Origin of the sequence: Anaerosalibacter sp. Marseille-P3206, from assembly GCF_900155565.1 — a bacterium.
GTDB lineage: Bacteria > Bacillota > Clostridia > Tissierellales > Sporanaerobacteraceae > FUHM01.
The window spans coordinates 826,247-847,206 of record NZ_FUHM01000002.1; the positions used below are offsets into that span (position 1 = coordinate 826,247).

At 30.7% G+C, this 20,960-nt stretch carries 24 protein-coding genes; 1 reads left to right on the plus strand and 23 read right to left on the minus strand.

The window, feature by feature from the left end; all coding sequences use genetic code 11:
- Positions 1-13: 13 nt before the first annotated feature.
- The 6 genes from BQ9840_RS05330 to gcvT all read right to left on the minus strand — a co-directional run bounded on the left by BQ9840_RS05330 (position 14) and on the right by gcvT (position 6,449).
- Positions 14-640, minus strand: a complete 627-nt coding sequence (locus BQ9840_RS05330; RefSeq protein WP_077368791.1) for a phosphatase PAP2 family protein — start codon at positions 638-640, stop codon at positions 14-16.
- A gap of 81 nt (positions 641-721) precedes the next feature.
- The gene (gene lpdA, locus BQ9840_RS05335; RefSeq protein ID WP_234978625.1) at positions 722-2,146 is read right to left on the minus strand and encodes a dihydrolipoyl dehydrogenase; all 1,425 of its coding nucleotides are present in this window, start codon (positions 2,144-2,146) and stop codon (positions 722-724) included.
- The gene (gene gcvPB / locus BQ9840_RS05340; RefSeq protein ID WP_077368795.1) at positions 2,147-3,601 is read right to left on the minus strand and encodes an aminomethyl-transferring glycine dehydrogenase subunit GcvPB; all 1,455 of its coding nucleotides are present in this window, start codon (positions 3,599-3,601) and stop codon (positions 2,147-2,149) included.
- Positions 3,598-4,944 (minus strand): aminomethyl-transferring glycine dehydrogenase subunit GcvPA, encoded by a 1,347-nt coding sequence (gcvPA, locus tag BQ9840_RS05345; RefSeq protein WP_077368797.1) that lies wholly within the window; start codon positions 4,942-4,944, stop codon positions 3,598-3,600. Before gcvPA ends, gcvPB begins: the two co-directional genes overlap by 4 nt.
- 1 nt (position 4,945) lies before the next feature.
- The gene (gene gcvH / locus BQ9840_RS05350) at positions 4,946-5,329 is read right to left on the minus strand and encodes a glycine cleavage system protein GcvH (protein ID WP_077368799.1); all 384 of its coding nucleotides are present in this window, start codon (positions 5,327-5,329) and stop codon (positions 4,946-4,948) included.
- A 31-nt stretch (positions 5,330-5,360) separates the two neighbouring features.
- Complete coding sequence (gene gcvT / locus BQ9840_RS05355) at positions 5,361-6,449, minus strand: glycine cleavage system aminomethyltransferase GcvT (RefSeq protein ID WP_077368801.1); 1,089 nt, start codon at positions 6,447-6,449, stop codon at positions 5,361-5,363.
- Positions 6,450-6,575: 126 nt separating this feature from the next.
- Between gcvT and BQ9840_RS05360 the strand changes: the two genes are divergently transcribed.
- Positions 6,576-7,709 carry an aldo/keto reductase gene (locus BQ9840_RS05360; RefSeq protein WP_077368802.1) on the plus strand — a complete coding sequence of 378 codons (1,134 nt, stop codon included), beginning with the start codon at positions 6,576-6,578 and terminating at the stop codon, positions 7,707-7,709.
- 169 nt (positions 7,710-7,878) lie between these two features.
- Here the strand turns inward: BQ9840_RS05360 and BQ9840_RS05365 are convergent, their stop codons facing one another.
- The 17 genes from BQ9840_RS05365 to rplQ form a co-directional block, all read right to left on the minus strand.
- The gene (locus BQ9840_RS05365) at positions 7,879-9,348 is read right to left on the minus strand and encodes a 4Fe-4S dicluster domain-containing protein (protein WP_077368803.1); all 1,470 of its coding nucleotides are present in this window, start codon (positions 9,346-9,348) and stop codon (positions 7,879-7,881) included.
- Between the two features lie 14 nt (positions 9,349-9,362).
- Positions 9,363-10,535, minus strand: a complete 1,173-nt coding sequence (locus BQ9840_RS05370) for a SpoIIE family protein phosphatase (RefSeq protein WP_077368804.1) — start codon at positions 10,533-10,535, stop codon at positions 9,363-9,365.
- A 66-nt stretch (positions 10,536-10,601) separates the two neighbouring features.
- The gene (locus BQ9840_RS05375; RefSeq protein ID WP_077368805.1) at positions 10,602-10,850 is read right to left on the minus strand and encodes a (2Fe-2S) ferredoxin domain-containing protein; all 249 of its coding nucleotides are present in this window, start codon (positions 10,848-10,850) and stop codon (positions 10,602-10,604) included.
- A gap of 278 nt (positions 10,851-11,128) precedes the next feature.
- A complete protein-coding gene (gene cwlD / locus BQ9840_RS05380) occupies positions 11,129-11,839 on the minus strand; it encodes an N-acetylmuramoyl-L-alanine amidase CwlD (protein WP_077368806.1) in 711 nt (236 codons plus the stop codon).
- Positions 11,840-12,023: 184 nt separating this feature from the next.
- Complete coding sequence (locus BQ9840_RS05385) at positions 12,024-12,476, minus strand: protein-export chaperone SecB (RefSeq protein ID WP_077368807.1); 453 nt, start codon at positions 12,474-12,476, stop codon at positions 12,024-12,026.
- Positions 12,476-12,871, minus strand: coding sequence for a helix-turn-helix transcriptional regulator (locus BQ9840_RS05390; RefSeq protein ID WP_077368808.1), 396 nt, complete (start codon positions 12,869-12,871; stop codon positions 12,476-12,478). Before BQ9840_RS05390 ends, BQ9840_RS05385 begins: the two co-directional genes overlap by 1 nt.
- 5 nt (positions 12,872-12,876) lie before the next feature.
- Positions 12,877-13,308, minus strand: coding sequence for a hypothetical protein (locus BQ9840_RS05395; RefSeq protein WP_077368809.1), 432 nt, complete (start codon positions 13,306-13,308; stop codon positions 12,877-12,879).
- A gap of 602 nt (positions 13,309-13,910) precedes the next feature.
- Positions 13,911-14,489: a hypothetical protein gene (locus tag BQ9840_RS05400; protein WP_077368810.1), complete on the minus strand. Its 579-nt coding sequence runs from the start codon at positions 14,487-14,489 to the stop codon at positions 13,911-13,913.
- 84 nt (positions 14,490-14,573) lie between these two features.
- Positions 14,574-15,893: an RNA-guided endonuclease InsQ/TnpB family protein gene (locus tag BQ9840_RS05405; RefSeq protein WP_200804881.1), complete on the minus strand. Its 1,320-nt coding sequence runs from the start codon at positions 15,891-15,893 to the stop codon at positions 14,574-14,576.
- Between the two features lie 13 nt (positions 15,894-15,906).
- Entirely contained in the window at positions 15,907-16,002 is a 96-nt protein-coding gene (locus BQ9840_RS05410) for a MerR family DNA-binding transcriptional regulator (protein WP_077368356.1), read from the minus strand.
- A 279-nt stretch (positions 16,003-16,281) separates the two neighbouring features.
- Complete coding sequence (gene rpsI / locus BQ9840_RS05415) at positions 16,282-16,674, minus strand: 30S ribosomal protein S9 (RefSeq protein ID WP_077368811.1); 393 nt, start codon at positions 16,672-16,674, stop codon at positions 16,282-16,284.
- 24 nt (positions 16,675-16,698) lie between these two features.
- Positions 16,699-17,127, minus strand: coding sequence for a 50S ribosomal protein L13 (gene rplM, locus BQ9840_RS05420; protein WP_077368812.1), 429 nt, complete (start codon positions 17,125-17,127; stop codon positions 16,699-16,701).
- Between the two features lie 117 nt (positions 17,128-17,244).
- Entirely contained in the window at positions 17,245-17,979 is a 735-nt protein-coding gene (gene truA / locus BQ9840_RS05425; protein WP_077368813.1) for a tRNA pseudouridine(38-40) synthase TruA, read from the minus strand.
- A 10-nt stretch (positions 17,980-17,989) separates the two neighbouring features.
- Positions 17,990-18,787: an energy-coupling factor transporter transmembrane component T family protein gene (locus BQ9840_RS05430; protein ID WP_097677465.1), complete on the minus strand. Its 798-nt coding sequence runs from the start codon at positions 18,785-18,787 to the stop codon at positions 17,990-17,992.
- On the minus strand, positions 18,780-19,643 hold the full coding sequence (locus BQ9840_RS05435; protein ID WP_077368814.1) for an energy-coupling factor transporter ATPase: 864 nt from the start codon (positions 19,641-19,643) through the stop codon (positions 18,780-18,782). The genes BQ9840_RS05430 and BQ9840_RS05435 overlap by 8 nt, the downstream gene beginning before the upstream one ends.
- Positions 19,640-20,458, minus strand: a complete 819-nt coding sequence (locus tag BQ9840_RS05440) for an energy-coupling factor transporter ATPase (RefSeq protein WP_200804956.1) — start codon at positions 20,456-20,458, stop codon at positions 19,640-19,642. Before BQ9840_RS05440 ends, BQ9840_RS05435 begins: the two co-directional genes overlap by 4 nt.
- Before the next feature lie 138 nt (positions 20,459-20,596).
- Positions 20,597-20,938: a 50S ribosomal protein L17 gene (gene rplQ / locus BQ9840_RS05445; protein WP_077368816.1), complete on the minus strand. Its 342-nt coding sequence runs from the start codon at positions 20,936-20,938 to the stop codon at positions 20,597-20,599.
- Positions 20,939-20,960: the final 22 nt, after the last annotated feature.

Genomic DNA, 20,960 nt, shown 5'->3' on the forward strand with positions numbered 1-20,960 from the left:
TTAATAGGTGCTTTTATTTATATTGATAATTTTTATTGTATAAATAAATAATGAAAAGAAAAAATAAAAATCCCATTATATATCCACTTAAGACATCTGAAAACCAATGAACTCCTAAATACATTCTACTATACCCTATAAGGCCTATGATAATAAAATTTCCTAACCAAATTAGTATTTTTTTGCTCTTATCTTTGATATTTTTAGTAAATAAATAGGTCATAGTTGTATAAAAACACATTGATATCATAGAATGACCGCTTGGAAAACTATACCCACCTTGTTTAATTAAAAAGTAATTTATAGGCCTTGTTCTTGTTACAATATGCTTTAAGGTTGTATTTAATAAAGAACAACCCACCGTGGAAAGTATAAGTGGAACTATATTTTCTCTATGTCTATATCGAATAGAAAAAATAAGAATAGCTAATCCTGCTATTATGAGAAAATATGTAGAACCAAAAAAGGTTACAGCTTTCATGAATGTAGTTTTCATAGGAGTAATGTTTTTATGTATGCTTTCCATTACTGCTTCATCTATCCAAATACCACTTTCTTTATTTTTAGCTAAAAATGCAAATATGAGAAAAATAATCAATAGTAAAAACACTATAAATAATGTTCTTTTTTTCCCTTTCATTTGTTCCTTCTCCTTTTATATAAAAATATAGGATAAATAGTTATATACTATCTATCCTATATTGATTATACCATATTTATATTATCTTCTCTTCCTAGGCTTAGCCATATGAATAGCTTGATCATTCAATCCTAATGTTGCTTCTGCAAAGGCTTCACTAAGTGTAGGATGAGCATGAATAGTTTTCGCTATATGTTCAACATTTAACTCATTGGCAATTGCCAATGCTCCTTCATGAATCAAATCATTAGCATGAGGTCCAATGATGTGAACACCTATTATCTTGTTGTTCTCATCAGCTAATACCTTTATAAATCCATCAGTTTCTCCTAGAGTTAATGCCTTTCCATTAGCCCCAAATAAGAATTTACTAGATTTAAACTCAATACCTTTTTCCTTAGCTTCTTCTTCAGTAAGACCAACGTGAGCTACTTCTGGAAGACAGAATACACAGTTTGGATATACATCTAAATTGATCTCTGGCTTAATTCCCATAAGTTTTTCCATTACATATACACCTTGACTAGAAGCCACATGAGCAAGTTGAATTCCTACATCATTCACATCTCCAATAGCATATATCCCTTCAACATTGGTTTCAAAGTCATCATTTACATGAATTCCCTTATGAGTATATTCTATGCCTACTCCATCTAGATTTAATCCTTCAACTACAGCTCCTCTTCCTGAAGCTATTAGAACCTTATCTCCTACTACTTCCACTTCTTTATCTTTTGTCTTATATTTGGCAACAACTCTTAGTTTGTCCCCTTCTTTGATTATTTCCTTTGCCCTAATATCCATATATACATCTATACCTTGTCTCTTTAGATAAGGCGTAATTCTCTTTCGAACTTCCATATCTGCATTTTTTAACATCCTTGATGCAAGTAATATTACATTAGAACCTAATCCATTGTATATACTTGCAAACTCAACACCTATAACTCCTGCACCTACAACAATTAATGTTTCAGGTATTTCTTCCATATCAAGTAAATCATCACTTGTAATAACTCCTTCTAAATCAACACCCTTTGTTTCTGTCATTGTAGGTTCCGAACCAGTAGCTATAACAATATTGTCAACAGATATTTCTCTTTCTTCACCATTGTCACATTGAACCATTATAGTGTTCTTGTCTTTTATAGAAGCCTTTCCACTTATGAGTTCTATATTGTCATAGGATTTAATAAGACTTTCAATGCCACCCTTTAGTTGATTTACTACTTTGTTCTTTCTTTCCTGTAGAGCCTTGCCATCTAAATGAAAACCATCTACAGTTATTCCAAACTCTTCACTGTTTTTAATAGTTGACATTATTTCAGCATTTCTAAAATATGTTTTAGTAGGGATACAGCCTCTATTGAGACATGTTCCCCCTATTCCTTGCTTACCACTTTCAATCAGATAAATATTTGCTCCTAATTGTGCTCCTCTAATAGCTGCTACATATCCTCCAGGTCCAGCTCCTATTACTGCTATATTCTTAACCAAAGTAAACACCTACCCTTCGTATTTAAGTATTGGATTCCTTGCTGCTCTCGTTTCATCTATTCTCCTTACTGGAGTATTGAGAGGTGCTTCTTTTAGTTTTTCTGGATTTTCTTTAGCTTCATTTGCTATTTCCTTCATCGCCTTTACAAATTCGTCTAATGTTTCTACACTTTCTGACTCTGTTGGCTCTATCATAATAGCTTCATGAACAATAAGTGGGAAATAAACTGTTGGTGGATGGAAACCAAAATCAAGAAGTCTTTTTGCTACATCTAATGTAGCCACTTCTAATGTTTCTTCCTTAATACCACCTAGTACAAATTCATGTTTACATACCCTATCTATTGGAAGATTGTAATCATCCTTTAAGCTAGCTGCTAGGTAGTTAGCATTTAACACAGCCATTTCACTAGCCTTTTTAAGCCCATCACTACCCATAGATAGTATATATGAATAAGCTTTAACTAATACACCAAAATGTCCATAGAAATCTTTAACTTTTCCTATAGTATTAGGTCTATTGTATTCAAGATGATATTTATCTCCATCTTTCTCAACTACAGGTACTGGTAGGAATTCTACTAGTTCCTTCTTTACTCCTACTGGTCCACTTCCTGGTCCTCCGCCACCATGTGGAGTTGAAAAAGTCTTGTGTAAGTTCAAGTGAACTACGTCAAATCCCATATCTCCTGGTCTTGTTATGCCCATGATAGCATTTGCATTTGCACCATCATAGTATAGTAACCCACCACAATCATGGATAAGTTCAGCTATTTTCTTTATATCTTTTTCAAATAAGCCTAATGTGTTTGGATTTGTAAGCATTAGACCTGCAATTTCATCACTTAAAACTTCTTTTAAACTATCAATATCTACTAATCCATCTTTATTTGATTTTACTTCTACTACATCAAATCCTGCCATTACTGCACTAGCTGGGTTTGTACCATGAGCAGAATCTGGTACTATTATTTTAGTACGTTTAGTATCTCCTCTTTTCTCATGGTATGCCTTAATAATCATCATACCTGTAAGCTCTCCATGAGCACCAGCAGCTGGTTGAAGAGTTACTCTCTCCATTCCAGTGATTTCACATAGAGACTTTTCCAAATTATACATTAACTTTAATGCACCTTGTACTGTCTCTTCTGGTTGATATGGATGGATATCTGTAAATCCTTCAAGTTTTGCCATATCTTCATTGATCTTAGGATTATATTTCATTGTACAAGAGCCTAATGGATAAAATCCTGTATCTAATCCATAGTTTTTATTTGAAAGATTTGTATAATGTCTAATGATATCTACTTCGCTTACTTCTGGAAAATTAAGCTCTTCTTCTCTCAAATAGTCAGTTGGAATGAATTCACTAATGTCAGTTTCTTCAACATCAAGTTCTGGTAGTTTATATCCAACTCTACCTGGTACTGATAGTTCAAAAACTAACTTATCATACTTTTTCATTTTATCCCCTCCAATACATTTACTAATTTATCGATTTCTTCTTTGGTTCTCTTTTCTGTAACACAGTAAAGAATACCATCTTTATATTGGGGATAATATGTGTCTAATAGGAATCCTCCTATTATATTGTCTTTAAGCAATTCATCTTTGATTTTATCTCCTCTTATATCACTAGTTACTGCAAATTCTTTGAAGAAAGGTTTATCAAACAATGGTTTATATTTGCCAGTATTTATCATACTATTGTATGCATAATGAGCCTTTAATGCACTTTGAGTTGCTACTTCCTTCAAGCCATTCTTACCCATAGCTACCATATATACAGCACTAGCTAAAGTATTAAGTCCTTGGTTAGAACAAATATTTGATGTTGCCTTTTCTCTTCTTATATGTTGTTCTCTAGCTTGAAGAGTAAGTACAAAAGCTCTATTTCCATCTGCATCAACAGATTCTCCTACAATTCTTCCTGATAGTTTTCTCATATTCTTTTGTGTTGTAGCAATAAATCCTAGATAAGGACCTCCAAAGTTAAGAGGTAATCCAAGAGATTGACCTTCTCCTACAACAATATCTGCTCCTAGTTCACCAGGGGATTTTAATATTCCTAATGATATAGGGTCTACACTTACTACTAACATAGTCTTTTTATTACTATGAGTAATCTCTTCAACAGACTTAACATCTTCGATTATTCCAAAGAAATTTGGATTTTGAACTATTACTGCTGCTGTATTCTTTCCTATGTTTTTTTCTAGTTCTTCTAAATTTGTAACTCCATCAGTTTCATCTATTTCAATCACTTTTAAACCTTGAACATGAGCATAAGTTTTAAGCACTCTTCTTGAATCTGGATGTACAGTTTTAGAAACTACTATTTCATCTTTTCTAGTAATATTAGTAGCCATAATAGCTGCTTCTCCTAAACCTGAACCAACATCATATAGTGAAGCATTTGAAACATCCATACCTGTCAAATTTGCTATAAGGGTTTGGTACTCAAATATATATTGAAGTGTCCCTTGACTTATTTCTGCTTGATAAGGTGTATATGATGTATAAAATTCACTTCTTGATATAACATGGTTTACCACAGAAGGTATATAGTGGTCATATGCTCCAGCCCCTAAAAAGCAAGTAAGATCATTTGTAGTTTTGTTTTCTTTTGACAATTTAGTAAGGATGTTTCTTACTTCCAATTCAGACATTGAATTTGGTAAGTTTAGTGCCCTATTTAATTTTACTTCATCTGGAATATCACTAAAAAGGCTTTCTACTGATTCAGCTCCAATAACTTCCAACATCCTCTTTTCATCATCACTTGTATTAGGGATATAAGGATACATTTTATTCCTCCTCTGCAAGGTACTTCTCATAATCTTCAGAATTCATTAAATCATCTAATTCACTTGTATCGCTTAATTCAATCTTAATCATCCAGTTTTCATAAGGATCTTCATTTAATAGATTTGGTTCATCTTCTAATGCTTCGTTTGTTTCTATTACCTTTCCTGAAACTGGCATATATATATCTGCAGCAGCTTTAACAGATTCAACAGCTGCAAAAGCATCTTCTTTTTCTAATTCATCATCAATACTAGGTAATTCTACATAAACAATATCTCCTAATTGTGCTTGTGCATAGTCTGCAACTCCTACAAAAGCTTCTTTTCCATCAACTTTTATCCATTCATGATCCTTTGTGTAAAGTAAACCTTTCATAACTTTCATTAAAATTACCTCCTTAAATTTGTTTTATTTTTTATCTTTGATAAAATCTTTTATTTATTACTTGAGCTTTAACAGGTTTATTTCTTATTATTACATCAAATTCAGTTCCCTTTTTGGAGTAATCTATATCTACAAGGGCTGTTCCAATATTCTTCTTTAGTGTTGGAGCGAAATAACCTGTAGCTACATAACCAATTTTGTTTCCATCTTTCTGTACTTCATATCCTTCTCTTGGGATACCTCTTTCAATAAGTTCAAATCCTACAACCTTTCTTGTAGGGTTTTCGTTTTGTTTTACTAATGCATCTTTTCCTATAAAATCTTCTTTATTCAATTTTACAAAGAATTTAAATCCACCTTCTATTGGAGAAACATCTTGAGATATTTCATGACCATATAGTGGAAGACCTGCTTCAAATCTTAAAGTATCTCTACATCCTAATCCTGCTGGCTTAATTCCATATTCTTCACCAGCTTCAAGTATGCTATTCCATACCTTTACAATTCCTTCTTTGGATGTGTATATTTCAAATCCATCTTCTCCTGTGTATCCTGTTCTTGATACCAAGCATTTTGTATCTGCTACCATTATATCTTTCTTTAAGTGGAAAAACTTTATTTCAGAAAGATCTTCATCTGTCAATTTAGATAATATCTTTTCAGCATTAGGTCCTTGAAGAGCTACTTCTCCAACTTCATCAGAAATATTTTCCACTGTAACATTAAAATCTTTTACTTGATCTTGCATCCATTTAAAATCTTTATCTGTATTTGATGCATTTATTACTAATAAGTATTCTTCTTCACTAATTTTATATACTAACAAGTCATCAACTACACCACCATCTGGATAGCACATAAATGTATATACTACTTGATTTACTTCTAATACACTGATATCATTTGTTAAAAGATATTGAAGATAGTCAAGTGCTCCTTTACCTTTTACTGTTACTTCTCCCATATGGGATACATCAAACATGCCTGCTTTTGTTCTTACAGCACCATGTTCAGCTATAATTCCTTCATATTGTACAGGAAGTAACCATCCTGCGTAATCCACTATCTTACCACCTTGTTTAACATGTTCATCGTATAAGGGGGTTTTCTTTGATACCATTTATACCATCTCCTTATCTATTTATATCTTTATATTTTTACCCATATTAGGGTGTTTATAAACAATTTTAATTTTTAAAGGATTTACATTAAAAATGTCGTATAATAAAAACAGGAGGTGTTCTTAATGCAATATCGAAATTTTACAAAAGACAATTTAAAAGTTTCAGCATTAGGATTTGGATGTATGAGATTCCCAATAGTTAATGGCAATTCAGGAAATATTGATGAACAAAAATCCATTGAATTGCTTAGGTATGCCATTGATGAAGGAATAAACTATATAGACACTGCCTACCCTTATCATCAAGGCAATAGTGAGAATCTCGTTGGTAAAGCCTTAAAAGACGGCTATAGAGAAAAAGTCTTCTTGGCTACTAAACTGCCAGTATGGCTTACTGATTCTTATGAAGACTTTGAAAATTATTTAGATGAACAACTAAGTAAACTAGATACTGACCACATTGATTTCTATCTATTACATCAATTGAATAGTAGATTTTGGAACAAAGTTAATAGTTTAAATGTATTAAAATTTTTAGATGAAGCTAAAAAAAGTGGAAAAATTAAATATGCTGGATTTTCTTTTCATGATCAACTTGATGTATTTAAAGAAATCATAAATTCATATGATTGGGATTTCTGTCAGATACAATTAAACTACTTAGATAGAAACTACCAAGCTGGTGAAGAAGGACTTAGGTATGCTAAGAGTAAAGGACTTTCTGTAGTGATAATGGAACCTATAAAAGGTGGTAAACTTTCTAATCCACCAGAAGAAATTCAATCAATATGGGACAAGAGTACAGTTAAGAGGACTCCTTCTGAATGGGCATTGAAATGGGTTCTAAATCACGAAGAAGTTTCCGTTACACTAAGTGGAATGAGCAATTTAGAACAAGTTAAAGAAAACTTAAAAACATCTTCAGAGTCTTTACCAAATTCACTTACAGAAAATGATCACAAACTTATAGACAGCGTTATTGAAATATATGAGGATAAAATAAAAGTAGGTTGTACTAACTGTAAATACTGTCTTCCTTGTCCTCAAAATGTTAGGATTCCTGATATATTTGAACTATACAATAATGTATATGTATTTAATGCAGAAAATCCTTCTAAGAGTTCATATGAAAATTTAATGAATAAAAACCTAGACGCTTCACAATGTATTGAATGTGGTCAATGTGAAAATAAATGTCCTCAAAATTTACCTATTAGAAAACATTTAAAAGCTGCTCATGATGTACTAACTAACTAATATTTATCTTTCAAGGTACAGATATTTTGATATTGATTTAAATTATACAATAAAGGCTTCTATGTTACGATATAAAAACAGAAGCCTTTATTGTTATATTTTTCTCAATAATATTATACACCATATTTTAATAATTAACTATTGTTCAAGTATTTATTTTTAAAAATATTTATTTTCTATCTAAATCAATATGTTGAACTTCAAATATCCTTAAAGAACTTTTCACATCTTCTTCAAGAGCTAATTTTCCATATTTATCAACTTCATTCTTATCCTTTGACCCATGGTGTAAACTTGCAGGTCCTGCTACACATCCACCTACACAAGCCATACCTTCAATAAAGTTGCCATCAAGTCTATTTACTTTTGCCATCTTTAGTGCCTTGTCACAGTCTTTAATTCCATTACATACTACTGGTCTAAAGTCAACTTCTATTTCTTCATCTTCTACCACATGTTTTACTGCTTCAGTTACTCCACCACTACGAGCAAATATCCTTCCAAAATAGGACGCATTGTTAAGATAACCATCATTACAGTTTTCTAAATCTATCTCAGCTGCATCTAGCATAGCCGCCAACTCTTCAAAAGTCATAACATATTCTATATCACCAATTAAATCAGGCTCCATCATTTCACGCTTCTTAGCTACACAAGGTCCTATAAATATAACTTTAGCCTTAGGATCTATATGCTTTATAAATCTGCCCATAGCAATCATAGGTGATACAGTATTAGAAATCTTTCCTTCTAGTTCAGGATAATTTTTCTTTATATATGCAACAAAAGCTGGACAACAAGATGTAGTGACTAATCCTTTATCGTCAATTGTCTCTGCAAATTCCTTTGCCTCATGTAATCCTACCATATCTGCACCTAATGCAGCTTCTACTACATCATAAAATCCTAATTTTTTAATACCACATACAACTTGTTCAATATTTGCATAAGTAAACTGACTTGCTATAGCTGGAGCTACGACCGCATAAACATGAAGATCATCATTAGTTTTGGCTTCTTTTAGTAATTCTATTATATCAACTATATAAGATTTGTCCATAATAGCCCCAAAAGGACATTGAGTAATACAAGCACCACATTGAATACATTTTTCATCATCTATCATAGCTTTCTTTGTTTCATTGTTAAAAGTAATAGCACCTGCATTACATGCTCTTCTACAAGGTCTCATAATATCAGCAATAGCATTATAAGGACAAGCTTCCTTACATCTTCCACATTCAATACATTTACTTTGATCTATATATGCCCTTCCACCAATATGAGTAATAGCACCCCTTGGACATGCTTCTGAACATCTATGAGCTAAACATCCTCTACAAGCTTCTGTTACAAAAAATCTATCAACAGGACATTCATCACAGGCAACTTCTATTACTTCGATGATATTTTTTCTTTTTGTATTGCCACCCATTGCTAATTTAACTCTCTCTTTTGTTATTTCCCTTTCTTTATATATACAACATCTAATACGTGGTCCTGGGCCTGGATCAATAATAAATGGAATAGTATCTTTCTCTTCATCCAATGTACCATCCATTGCTAATTTTGCTACCTCTTTCAATACCTCGTACTTAATTAATTGAACATCGCTTTCAAACTTCCTTACTTTGTCCATGTCTTCCTCCTTGTTTATACATATCTTAAACTCACTTTTGTTCCTAACTTCTCCATTGTCCTAATGAGTTCATGTACTATTTTTAATTTAACACTTAAATCTATTGGAAAATCTGGATTTTGATGAGCAGGATTTACAGCTTTCCCAAACCATAAATTCAAATGTGTACACTCTTCGATTAGAATTTTTGCTAATTTTGAAGCACCATCTTCTTTATTTAAACTTTGAGCTAGATTGTCTCTGTTCGGGGAATCAATATATTTTTTTATCTTTTCTATTGCTTTGTTCAATGTAATGACCCCTTCTGTTACGAGATCAATTCCTTCTATTTCAGCAATCGGTGGTATTTCTGGATCAATAAATTCCATGTTAGGAATTACTCTTTTATTTAATTCTCTTGCTACAATCTTGGCTGCTGTTCCCCCACATACTACCTTTTTCCCTGAACCTTTCATAAACTTTATAATTGCTTCACTATCTTTAGATAAATCTTTAGGTGGTCCAGTAAATAAATCCACTATTTCAGGTTTTCTTATTTTTATTGATACAACAGTAGTATCATCTCCGGGTTTGTCCATATATAAATATTGACAAATGTCAACTAAGTTTCTTGAAATTTTCCTAGCACTCCTTTCATTTTGACTATTTCGATTTAAATATTCACCAACATTCTTCCACTGCCATCCAAGATTCAATGCTCCACCAACTCCTGCATGAACTACTCCATCACTTATTATAACCAAAAGGTCGTCTATTTCAAGTTGAATATAGGATTTCTTTACTGTAGTCCCGTTTATTACTATTTCTTCCTTTTCAAGAGGGATTATCTTGCCGTCTCTAAATAAGTATATTGGTGGATTTTCATACTCTGCTACATAAGCTTTACCATCATCAAATATCTCTACTATAGTGAAAGTAGAATATGCTAATTTCCTAGCTTTACATACAGGTAGTGCATTTATAATAGTATCAATCGTTTCATAAATACTTGCTCCTTCTTTTAACATAGTAATAGCAGTTTTTGATGTGAAAGTAGAAAGAATATTTGCATTAACTCCGCTACCAAGTCCATCTGCCATTACAACTATAGCCTTATCTCTTTGCCTGATTATTTCTACTTTGTCACCACATAATTCTTCTCCGTATTTAGTTATACTATTATAAGCTATATCTACAAAATAAGTCATTTTATATCACCATCTTCATAGTGAAAACATATACTTGTTTCTGCCATTCCTTCAATAAAACCAATATTACAACCTTCTAACTACATGGTTGTCAAAGAACTCCTCAGAATTACTTTCATTAACAGAATATATTTCTTCTTCGTCATCTATTTTTACTGATACTGCTTTTGTACACTCGCCTAAACAAAATGCAGCTTTTACAACTACTCTGTCATCCAGCCCCCTGTTTTTAATAATATCTTGGAAACTATTTATTACATTATAAGAACCTTTTATGTGGCAAGCACTTCCTATACATACATTTAAAGTAACCACGTAACCCCTCCTCCTTATAATATTCTCCATAAATAGTATACAATTATGTTATTTTTTTATCAAGCTTAAAGCTTGCTTTAAATTGTTAATAATTTTAAATATTTATTTAAATAAAAATTTAATCCACATTATCCACACTATCCACAATTTCTAGTGGATAACTTATGTAAACTACCTTTTTAGTATTTCATTGTAATTGAAGTAGTTTTATTTACATAATATTTTTTTATCCACAGTATCAAATATAATCCACAATAATTATCCACATTAAACTGTTTTTAATTGCTTTCATTAATATATTTCATAATACCTACATATATGGCCCAAGCTATTTTTTCTTGGTATCTTTCATCAGATAACAATTTTTCTTCTCTAGAATTTGATAAAAAGCCACATTCTACAAGAATTGATGGAACATCTACTTCTTTTAACAAATATACATCTTCTCTTTCTTGAGGTATTCTTTTGTTGTCTGTATCTAATACCCTTCTTAATTCTCCTTGTACTATTGTTGCTAATCTTCTGCTTTCTTCACATCTACTTTTATAAAAGGTTTGAGCTCCGTAGTATTTTGATTGTGGAAAACTATTTAAATGTATCGTTAAAAATATATCGCAATTACCTTCATTGATTATTTCTTTTCTTTTTTTCAAATCCTCTGTTTTCTTCTGTTTTGTAGAACCAAGGTTCTCTGTATAAAGGCCTTTTTTATCATCTCTCGTTATAACTACAATTCCTCCACTTTGTTCAATAAATCTCTTTAGTTTTAATGCTATATTTAAGTTGATTTCATTTTCACTTATTCCATTTTTACCAACTGCCCCTGGATCGATCCCCCCATGTCCTGGATCTATGCCGATTACTTTACTTGTCATAGGCGAATATGAAGAAACCACTCTTTCCTTCATCAAAAAAACAAAAATTAATACTATTATTAAAAGTATTAAAAAACAATATATGTATTTATTTTTTATATATATAATTTTCAAAACAAATCCCCCCTAGACTATCTCAAGAATAGTATATTAAGGAAGGATTTGTCCTTATTACAAAAAAAATAAACACTGGAAATCCAGTGTTGTCCAGTTACACTAAAGTTTGCTTGTAGAAAATTCGCTGTATATCTTTCTTAATCAAACTTTGTTAGTCAATAATAAAATAAAACTTAATTTATTAGGATTTATTATCTGAACTATTATTTTTATATTTCATCATTGCATATATATTAACCATAGGCAAATTAATAGGAGGCATACCTGATAATGAGGTTACTGAAGTAATATATGCTCTTGATATTTGGGATAGTGTTGCTGTTCCATTTACTTCTAGCATTTCTTTAAATTTATCTATAGAAAGTTTACTCTTAGAACCAATAAAGTTCCCTCTCATTTTTAAATGAATTTTGAACGATTCACTTTCTTCGATTTTTCCAGTTAAATTCACAATAAAATCAACAATCCCTAAATAACCGTCTTCTAATTCATTACAACTTACAATTTCATAGTCCATATCATAATCAACCTTTATTACTTTATCTTTTGTATTCGATAAACTATTTTGTATAGAAAATTCGATTACTTTATTGTTTAAAAACTGAAAATCAGCCATTATTTTATTTGTTTTCATTATGCAGCAAACCCCTTTAACTCTTCTAATTCTTCACATAACTTTTTATTTGTTTCATTAGCTATCTTCTCTTCTTCTATATTATATTGAATTAATACATCAGTATGTTTTTCCTCAAAAGTTAATTCAAATTTCCAACCTAGTTTTTTAGAAATTTTAAATAAAAATTCTATCGAAGGATTATATTCTCCACTTTCCAGTTTTGAAACCATCGCCTGTGTTATGTCTAATTTATTAGCTAAGTCCTTCTGAGTCATATTATTATCCAACCTATAATTTATTATTTTACAAGCAATATCAACAAGCATATCAGATAATTCAAATTCTTGTTTTGTTTCCTCATCAACATCATTAAAAATGTCCCAAGGACTTTTTAAAATACCGTTTATTGACATATTCCTCACTCCTTATTATTAAGAACATTTATTATTTCATTTTTTCTAACTCTAGCAATTCTTTTACCGCTTTCATAATCAGATTTGTTTTTTTCCTCAAATACATTTAACAAGATTGCTTTACCATTTCCATTAATATCAATAAAAGAAAATAGAATTCTTATATTTTTTTCACCAAATAGTCTAATACTATATAAGTTATCTTCGTCAAGTAACTTCTCAAATAAATCACTATTACCAAGAAAACATCTTGTTTTTAAACCTTCCAAAAATCTTAGACTCTTTTGGTATTTACTCAAAAATGTTTTTTTATATCCACTACTTTCAATAATATCTTCCAGTTCATTATTTAAAGTATAATAAATTTTTATATATTCAGTCGGATATTCTGAATCAAAAGGATAAATAATATTATCAAGTACTTTTTTCTCGTTCACTATTTAGTATCTCCCTTTAATAACATTATATAACTTATAAGTTATATTTGCAACTTGTTTTATATTTTTAATCTCTCTTAAAGGAAATTTTATCATAAATTGCTTAATAATTAAAGTAAGATGCTTTTTATGGTAACTTTAGTTTGCTCATCCAATGACAAAGCCTGCTCACCTTGAAAGTTAGTGATTGCAATGTCCATCGCCCATAATGATATTTGAATTACAAAGTTTGCTCGTGGATAAACAGGCATAATTATACTTAAATGTAAATATGATATTCATAGGATGGATATCATATTTACATTTTTATGTATATTGATTTTACTGACCTGCGAGGGATTATAGTTTCTTAATTTGGAGGATTCTTTCTGGGAGATGAGATTATTTTCCACAAATAAAATGCACCAGTCTGGCGAATTATAGTCGTACTTCTCTCTCAACATTACATATTTATCAGACGCCATCAATAAAGGTTTATTGTTTATCTGAGACATCATCTTTCACTCCTCAACCAGTCTTTTGTTTGTCAAGTATTAATCGAATTACATCCAAGAACTATTTAAAAACATAACTAATACTATGACATCATAATTAAAATCTTTTTATAAGTTTCTTAATATATTAAACTCACCAAATACTTTATCTAAAATATTATTCGATTCCAACTGTAATAAATCAGTTGTTGTATAAACTACTCTTTTAACTCCCCAATATTTGTTCTTAATATTCTCAGTTTCAGGTTCAGAAATGAAATAAACATTAGTATTATCTAAATTCTTTTCTTTAAAATTGCTTCCTTGACAATCTATTGGTTCAGAAAATACCCAATATGCTGTAGGTGATATTGCACCTTTAGTCCATTGAGATATATTTTCATATTCAAATTTTGACAAGTAAACTATCGGAGTATCTTCAAAACTTAATTCCATTGCAAATATAGGTCCATTTTTCCAATCATTTTCTAACTTTTTATCATTTTGTAACTGATATAACTTTATAAAACTGCGAATAAACCATCCACCGTAGTATGAATCTGATTTATATCTTAAAAACTTATCTGTTACAGCCTCATAGCCACAATCATTGGCGATAGAATCACAATACCTCATTAATTTATCTACATTTTCATATATCTTGTCTATAACATTAAATGCATTTTTAATATTCTCACTTAAATTCATAATACCGTTCTACAAAACCTACTCAAATATATCAAAATATATTTATACAAATAGATTTTGCTCAAGAAGTATCACCTTCTCGATTTAATTCATCCATATATTAGATTTCTCTAACGTATGGCCAGTAAATAGAATTTTACTTTTTTTAAAATTCCATTTAGCTGTATATGTTGAGTTGTATAAATCCCAATCAACATAGTCCGAACCAGACAATAATTTATCTTTTTTAGCTATATTAACACTACTGTTTATATCTCTTGATAATTTAGTTTTACATTTTTGACATGTAAATTCTCTTATCTGTGGATCTTTTTTTTCTTTATTTCCACATATACAACAATTTTTAGTTGTATCTTTTTCGTCTACTTTTGAATAGTGTTTACCGCTTCTTTCCATTACCCATTTTAGTATGTTTCTAAATTCTCCTATTATTTCTTGATTTAACATGCTTCTATGCATATTATCATAAGTTGCAGTATTAAGACTAGGAGTATAGTCTCCTATTGCTACATAGTCATAGTTTTTTGCTATCCAATTAGCAATGCTATAACAACTTGACTTTATTTGTTCTCGTCTCTTGTGGTAAGCATTGTCTAATGCTTTGTTTAGCTTTGTCCATCTTTTGCTTGGTAGGTAATAGCTTCTCCCTGTTTCTGTTTCTATTAGTTTTGATTTTCTGCTGCATAAATCTCTCTTTGATTTTATTTCATCTATTACTTTGTCCCAATATTTTGTTTGTGGCAGTTTTTCAAATTCATAACTTACTCCAGTATTGTCTATGGCTACAAAGAAGTTTTTATGATTTTGGTCTATTGCTATCCATTTGTTTGTTTCTTTTTTGTCTATGTCTTTTCTTTCTATACAAAATATTGCATAGAATTTGTTGCCTTGTTGTTTGCATAATCTGAAGTTTTTTATTTTGTCTGTGTTTCTTAAATTTAAATTTTCTTTTAGTTTTCCTATTACTTTTATTCTTTTATTTTCTTTATTTATTCCTAAGGTTATTTGTAAATTTTTGTTTTCTATTAGTTTAAAGCCTTTGTTTGGTTCATCATAATATAGTGAAAACCAATGTTTTTTCCATGATTTGAATTTAGGATATCCTGTTTCATTGTTGAAAAATTTTTTGTATGTTTCTTTCAGTCTTATTGCTGTGTTTTTGAGTGGTGATGAATGTACTGAATTCAAAAAAATAAACTCTTGTTTTAGTATTGGAACTTGATTTCTTAAGTTCCTTCCTGTCAAGAGTTTTTTGTCATTATTATTTTCTTTATAATCTTTTATTGTCATTTCCAAAAGATAATTGTATAGCCAATTACATATTTTAGATTGTCCATCTAGAATTAACTCATCTTGTTTTGTAAAGATAACTTCTATTTTTCTATTGAATATCATTACATTCATTCACCGCCTTCGGCTATTTGAATAGTTCATCTTCCCATCTTCTTAGAGTTGATTTTGCAACTCCTAAATATTCACTTGCTTCTTTTATAGTAAGTTTTATGATAATCACCCCTTACTATAAAGTATAATATAAATTTATTTAATATGCAATGTTTTTAAGTAATTTTAATTAGTTTTAAGTATACTGTTTTAATCCCCCAGTTAATGACATCCATCCATTAATCATGAAAAGTTTTAAACCAGCGTTCAATTTTACCTTTTAACCGAGGTGAATTAGGGGTTATTTTTCATAAAGAAAAAACGCCAGATTGGTTTTCCAATCTGACGTTTTGTATCTTTCTTGAACAAACTTTGTAATTCCAAACAAACTCGCTTGGAAATCCAGTGTCTATCTCTTTGAGAATTGTGGTGCTCTTCTTGCTTTTTTAAGACCATATTTCTTTCTTTCTTTCATTCTTGGGTCTCTAGTCAAGTATCCAGCTTTCTTAAGTACTGGTCTTAATTCACTATCAGCTTCTAATAGTGCTCTAGAAATACCATGTCTAATTGCTCCTGCTTGACCAGTAAATCCACCACCGTTTACATTAACTATTACATCATATTTATCTAATGTATCAGTTATTTCTAATGGTTCTCTAACAAGAACTTTTAATGTATCGAAATTAAAATACTCATCTATATCTTTTTTGTTAACAGTTATATTTCCACTGCCAGGAACTAATCTAACTCTAGCAACAGATTTTTTTCTTCTACCTGTTCCGAAATATTGTACTTTAGCCACTTACAGTCCTCCTTTCCTCAAAAACTAGAACTCATAAACAACTGGTTTTTGAGCTTCATGATTGTGTTCAGATCCTCTATATACCTTTAATTTTCTACCCATTGATCTTCCTAAACTGTTCTTTGGAAGCATACCTTTAACTGCTAATTCAATAGCTTTTTCTGGTTTTTCTTTCATCAATCTATCATAAGAAATTTCCCTTAATCCTCCTGGATATCCTGTATGATACTTGTAACTCTTTTGTTGTAGTTTCTTTCCAGTCAATCTAACTTTATCAGCATTGATAACTATAACATAATCACCAGTATCAACATGAGGAGTATATATAGGTTTATTTTTTCCACTTAAAATTTTTGCAATTTCACTTGCTAGTCTACCTAGAACTTTTCCTTCTGCATCTATTATATACCATTTTCTTTCAACTTCATTTGGTTTTGCCATATAGCTTTTCATCTATTTCCCTCCTTACTTCAACCTTGTTTCGTTTATATGTCAAAATCCGGGGCTAGTGGATTTTTTCATTCAAACACTCTTATATATTGTAATACAAGGGACCTAGTGTGTCAAGAATTAATAGAAAACTTTTTCTAAATATAGTCCATTTGCAGGTGCAGTGTGACCTGCAGACATTCTATTCTTTGATTTTATTATTTGAGAAATACTATCTTTCTCTTTTTTCCCATTTCCAACTTCTACTAATGTCCCTACTATTATTCTAACCATATTATATAAAAAACCATTGCCTTCTACCTGAAATATTATCAAGCTATCTTGTTTAGTTATAGAAATAGAATGAATAGTTCTTACTGTATCTTCTATCTCACTACCTGATGACATAAAAGCTTTAAAATCATGAGTACCTAAAAATTGCTCTTTAGCTACATTCATCTTTTCAAAATCTAATTCATATGGTATGTGATAAGCATAATTTTTATATAGTGGACTTCTAATAGGTCTATTGTATATTAAGTATCTATATCTTTTACCTATTGCGTCGTATCTTGAATGAAAATCTATAGGTACCTCTTCCGATTTTGTAATAGCTATATCTAAAGGAAGTTGGCTATTTATTGCATATGAAAATTTGTCCTCAGGAATTTTAGAATTAGTTATAAAGTTGGCCACTTGACCCTTAGCGTGTACACCACTATCTGTTCTACCAGATCCAATTAGATTTACATTCTCTTTAGTAATATTATTTATTGCCTTAACTATTTCACCTTGGACAGTTATTGCATTTGGCTGTACTTGCCAACCATGATAATTTGTACCTTCATATTCAATAGTAAGTTTTATATTCCTCATTGAAATCCCTCTATATATACCTTGTTGCTATTATTATTCCAAAAAATACAGTCATTATTATAAGTGCCACATAATCATGCTTTACCATTTTTATTTCATTGAGTCTAGTTCTATTATCTCCACCTCTATAACATCTAGCTTCCATTGCCATAGCTAGTTCATCTGCTCTTCTAAATGCATTTACAAACAATGGAACCAATAGTGGTACTAAATTTTTAGCTCTATTTAATATATTTCCACTTTCAAAATCAGCACCTCTAGCCATTTGAGCTTTCATAATCTTGTCTGTTTCTTCTAATAGGGTTGGTATAAATCTTAATGCTATAGTCATCATCATGGCCAATTCATGAGCTGGAAGTCCAATTACTTTTAATGGTGAAAGCAATTTTTCTATACCATCTGTTAGTGATATAGGAGATGTAGTCAATGTTAACAATGAAGTACCCATTATAAGAAATATTAGTCTCAATGCCATAAAAGTAGCTTGTCTTAAGCCTTCTTCTGTTACAGTTAATGGTCCAATATTGAACAACTCTACACCCTTTGTCATAAATAGATTTATAAAAAAGGTAATTAAAATAATAAATGTCAATGGTTTTAGACCTTTAACTACATATTTTATTGGTACACCTGATAGTTTTATAATTGTAAGTATAAGTCCTAGGACCAATAAATAGGGATAAAACTTGTTTATAAAAAAAAGCGAAATGATAAATGCAAAGGATATTATTATCTTTACTCTAGGATCTAATCTGTGTATAATCGTTTGTCCCGGAAAATATTGTCCTATAGTTATGTCTTTAATCATTGGCCTTTCTCCTTAAATATTTTAATAACTCTTCTTTAGCTTCCTCTATAGTTAGTATATCATCAGAAATAGGATTTCCCTTTTCTTTATATACTTTCATGAATTTTGTCACCTGAGGTATGCCTAGTCCTAAATCTTCTAACTTATTTGAACTCTTGAAAACTTCTCTTGGTGGTCCATCCATGGCTATTTTTCCACTATGCATAACTACTATTCTGTTTACCAGTTTTGCCACATCCTCCATACTATGAGAAACTAGAATAATAGTTATATTACCTTTTTTATATAATTCAAAAATTTCTCCTAATATTTCATCTCTACCCTTTGGATCTAAACCTGCTGTAGGTTCATCTAGTACTAAAACCTTTGGTTCCATAGCTAAAACACCAGCAATAGCTACTCTTCTCTTTTGTCCTCCACTCAATTCAAATGGTGATCTGTCTTTTAGTGTATCGTATTCAAGGCCTACTAAATCCATCGCCTTCATTACTCTTCTTTCTACCTGTTCATCACTTAGTCCTAAGTTTTTAGGTCCAAAAGCTATATCTTTAAACACAGTTTCTTCAAATAGTTGATATTCTGGATATTGAAAAACTAAACCAACCTTTTGTCTCACTTCTTTTAATTTAGCACCTTTTTCAGTTATATCTATACCATCAACTATTATTTTTCCACTACTAGGTTTCGCTAAACCATTTAAATGCTGTATGAGTGTAGACTTTCCAGAACCAGTATGTCCAATAAGGCCTATAAATTCTCCTTCATTAATATCTATATTGATTCCATTTAAGGCTTTAGTTTCAAAGGGAGTATTTGGATTGTATACATATGTTAAGTTTTCAATTTTTATAATCATAATGCCATCACCAATTCCTCAATAGTCAAAATGTCATCAGGCACATCTATTCCTTCTCTTCTCAACTCATAAGCTAATTCAGTAACTTGAGGAACATCAAGGCCTATTTTTTTCATCACATCTACTTGACTAAATATTTCTCTAGGACTTCCATCCATTATAATACTACCTTGTTCCATAACTACTATTCTATCAGCCTCTACTGCTTCTTCCATATAGTGGGTTATATGTACAATAGTCTTATGTTCTTCTCTGTTTAGTTTTCTAACTGTATTCATTACTTCTTTTCTTCCAATAGGGTCTAACATTGCAGTAGGTTCATCTAATATTATGCACTCAGGATTCATAGCTAATACTCCAGCAATAGCAATTCTTTGCTTTTGTCCTCCAGAAAGTAAATGAGGCGCATGTTTTACATATTTGCTCATCTCTACAATGCTTAGTGATTCATCTACTCTTCTTCTTATTTCAGCTGGATCAACTCCTAAGTTCTCAGGCCCAAAAGCTACATCTTCTTCTACTATAGTTGCTACCAGTTGATTGTCTGGGTTCTGAAATACCATACCCGCAGTTTCTCTTATCTTCCAAACCTTTTCTTCATCTTTTGTATCCATATTATTAACATAAACATTACCAGAAGTAGGTAAAAGTAATGCATTCATTACTTTTGCAAGTGTAGATTTTCCTGAACCATTATGGCCAAGAATCACTACAAATTCGCCTTTATTAATTGTTAAGTTTATGCCTTTAAGAGCCATGTAATTATTGTTTTCAATAGAAGTATATTCATAATAGACATTTTCAAGTCTTATCATTTCCTTTGACATTGCTACCCCTCATTTTTAATATTTATCACTAGTTAATGATATCACATGACATTTTAAGAATCAATTGAATTAGCTGTTTTTTATATAACTAAAAGGGACTAAGTTGAAAACTTAATCCCCCACCTTCTATAACAATTCTATTATGGCCATTTCTGCACCGTCTCCTCTACGGGGACCCATCTTTAATACTCTAGTGTATCCACCGTTTCTTTCGGAGTATTTTGGTGCAATTTCGTCAAATAACTTTTTTACCACATCTTCATTGTATATATAAGATAACACTTGCCTTCTTGCATGTAAATCTCCTCTTTTAGCAAGCGTAACCATTTTTTCAGCCATTCTTTGTGTTTCTTTTGCTCTAGTATAAGTAGTTTCAATTCTACCATGTTCTAACAAATTAGTTACTTGATTTCTTAGCATTGCTTTTCTGTGATCAGTAGGGCGACCAAGTTTTCTTAATTGAGCCATGTACTATCCCTCCTTCATTACT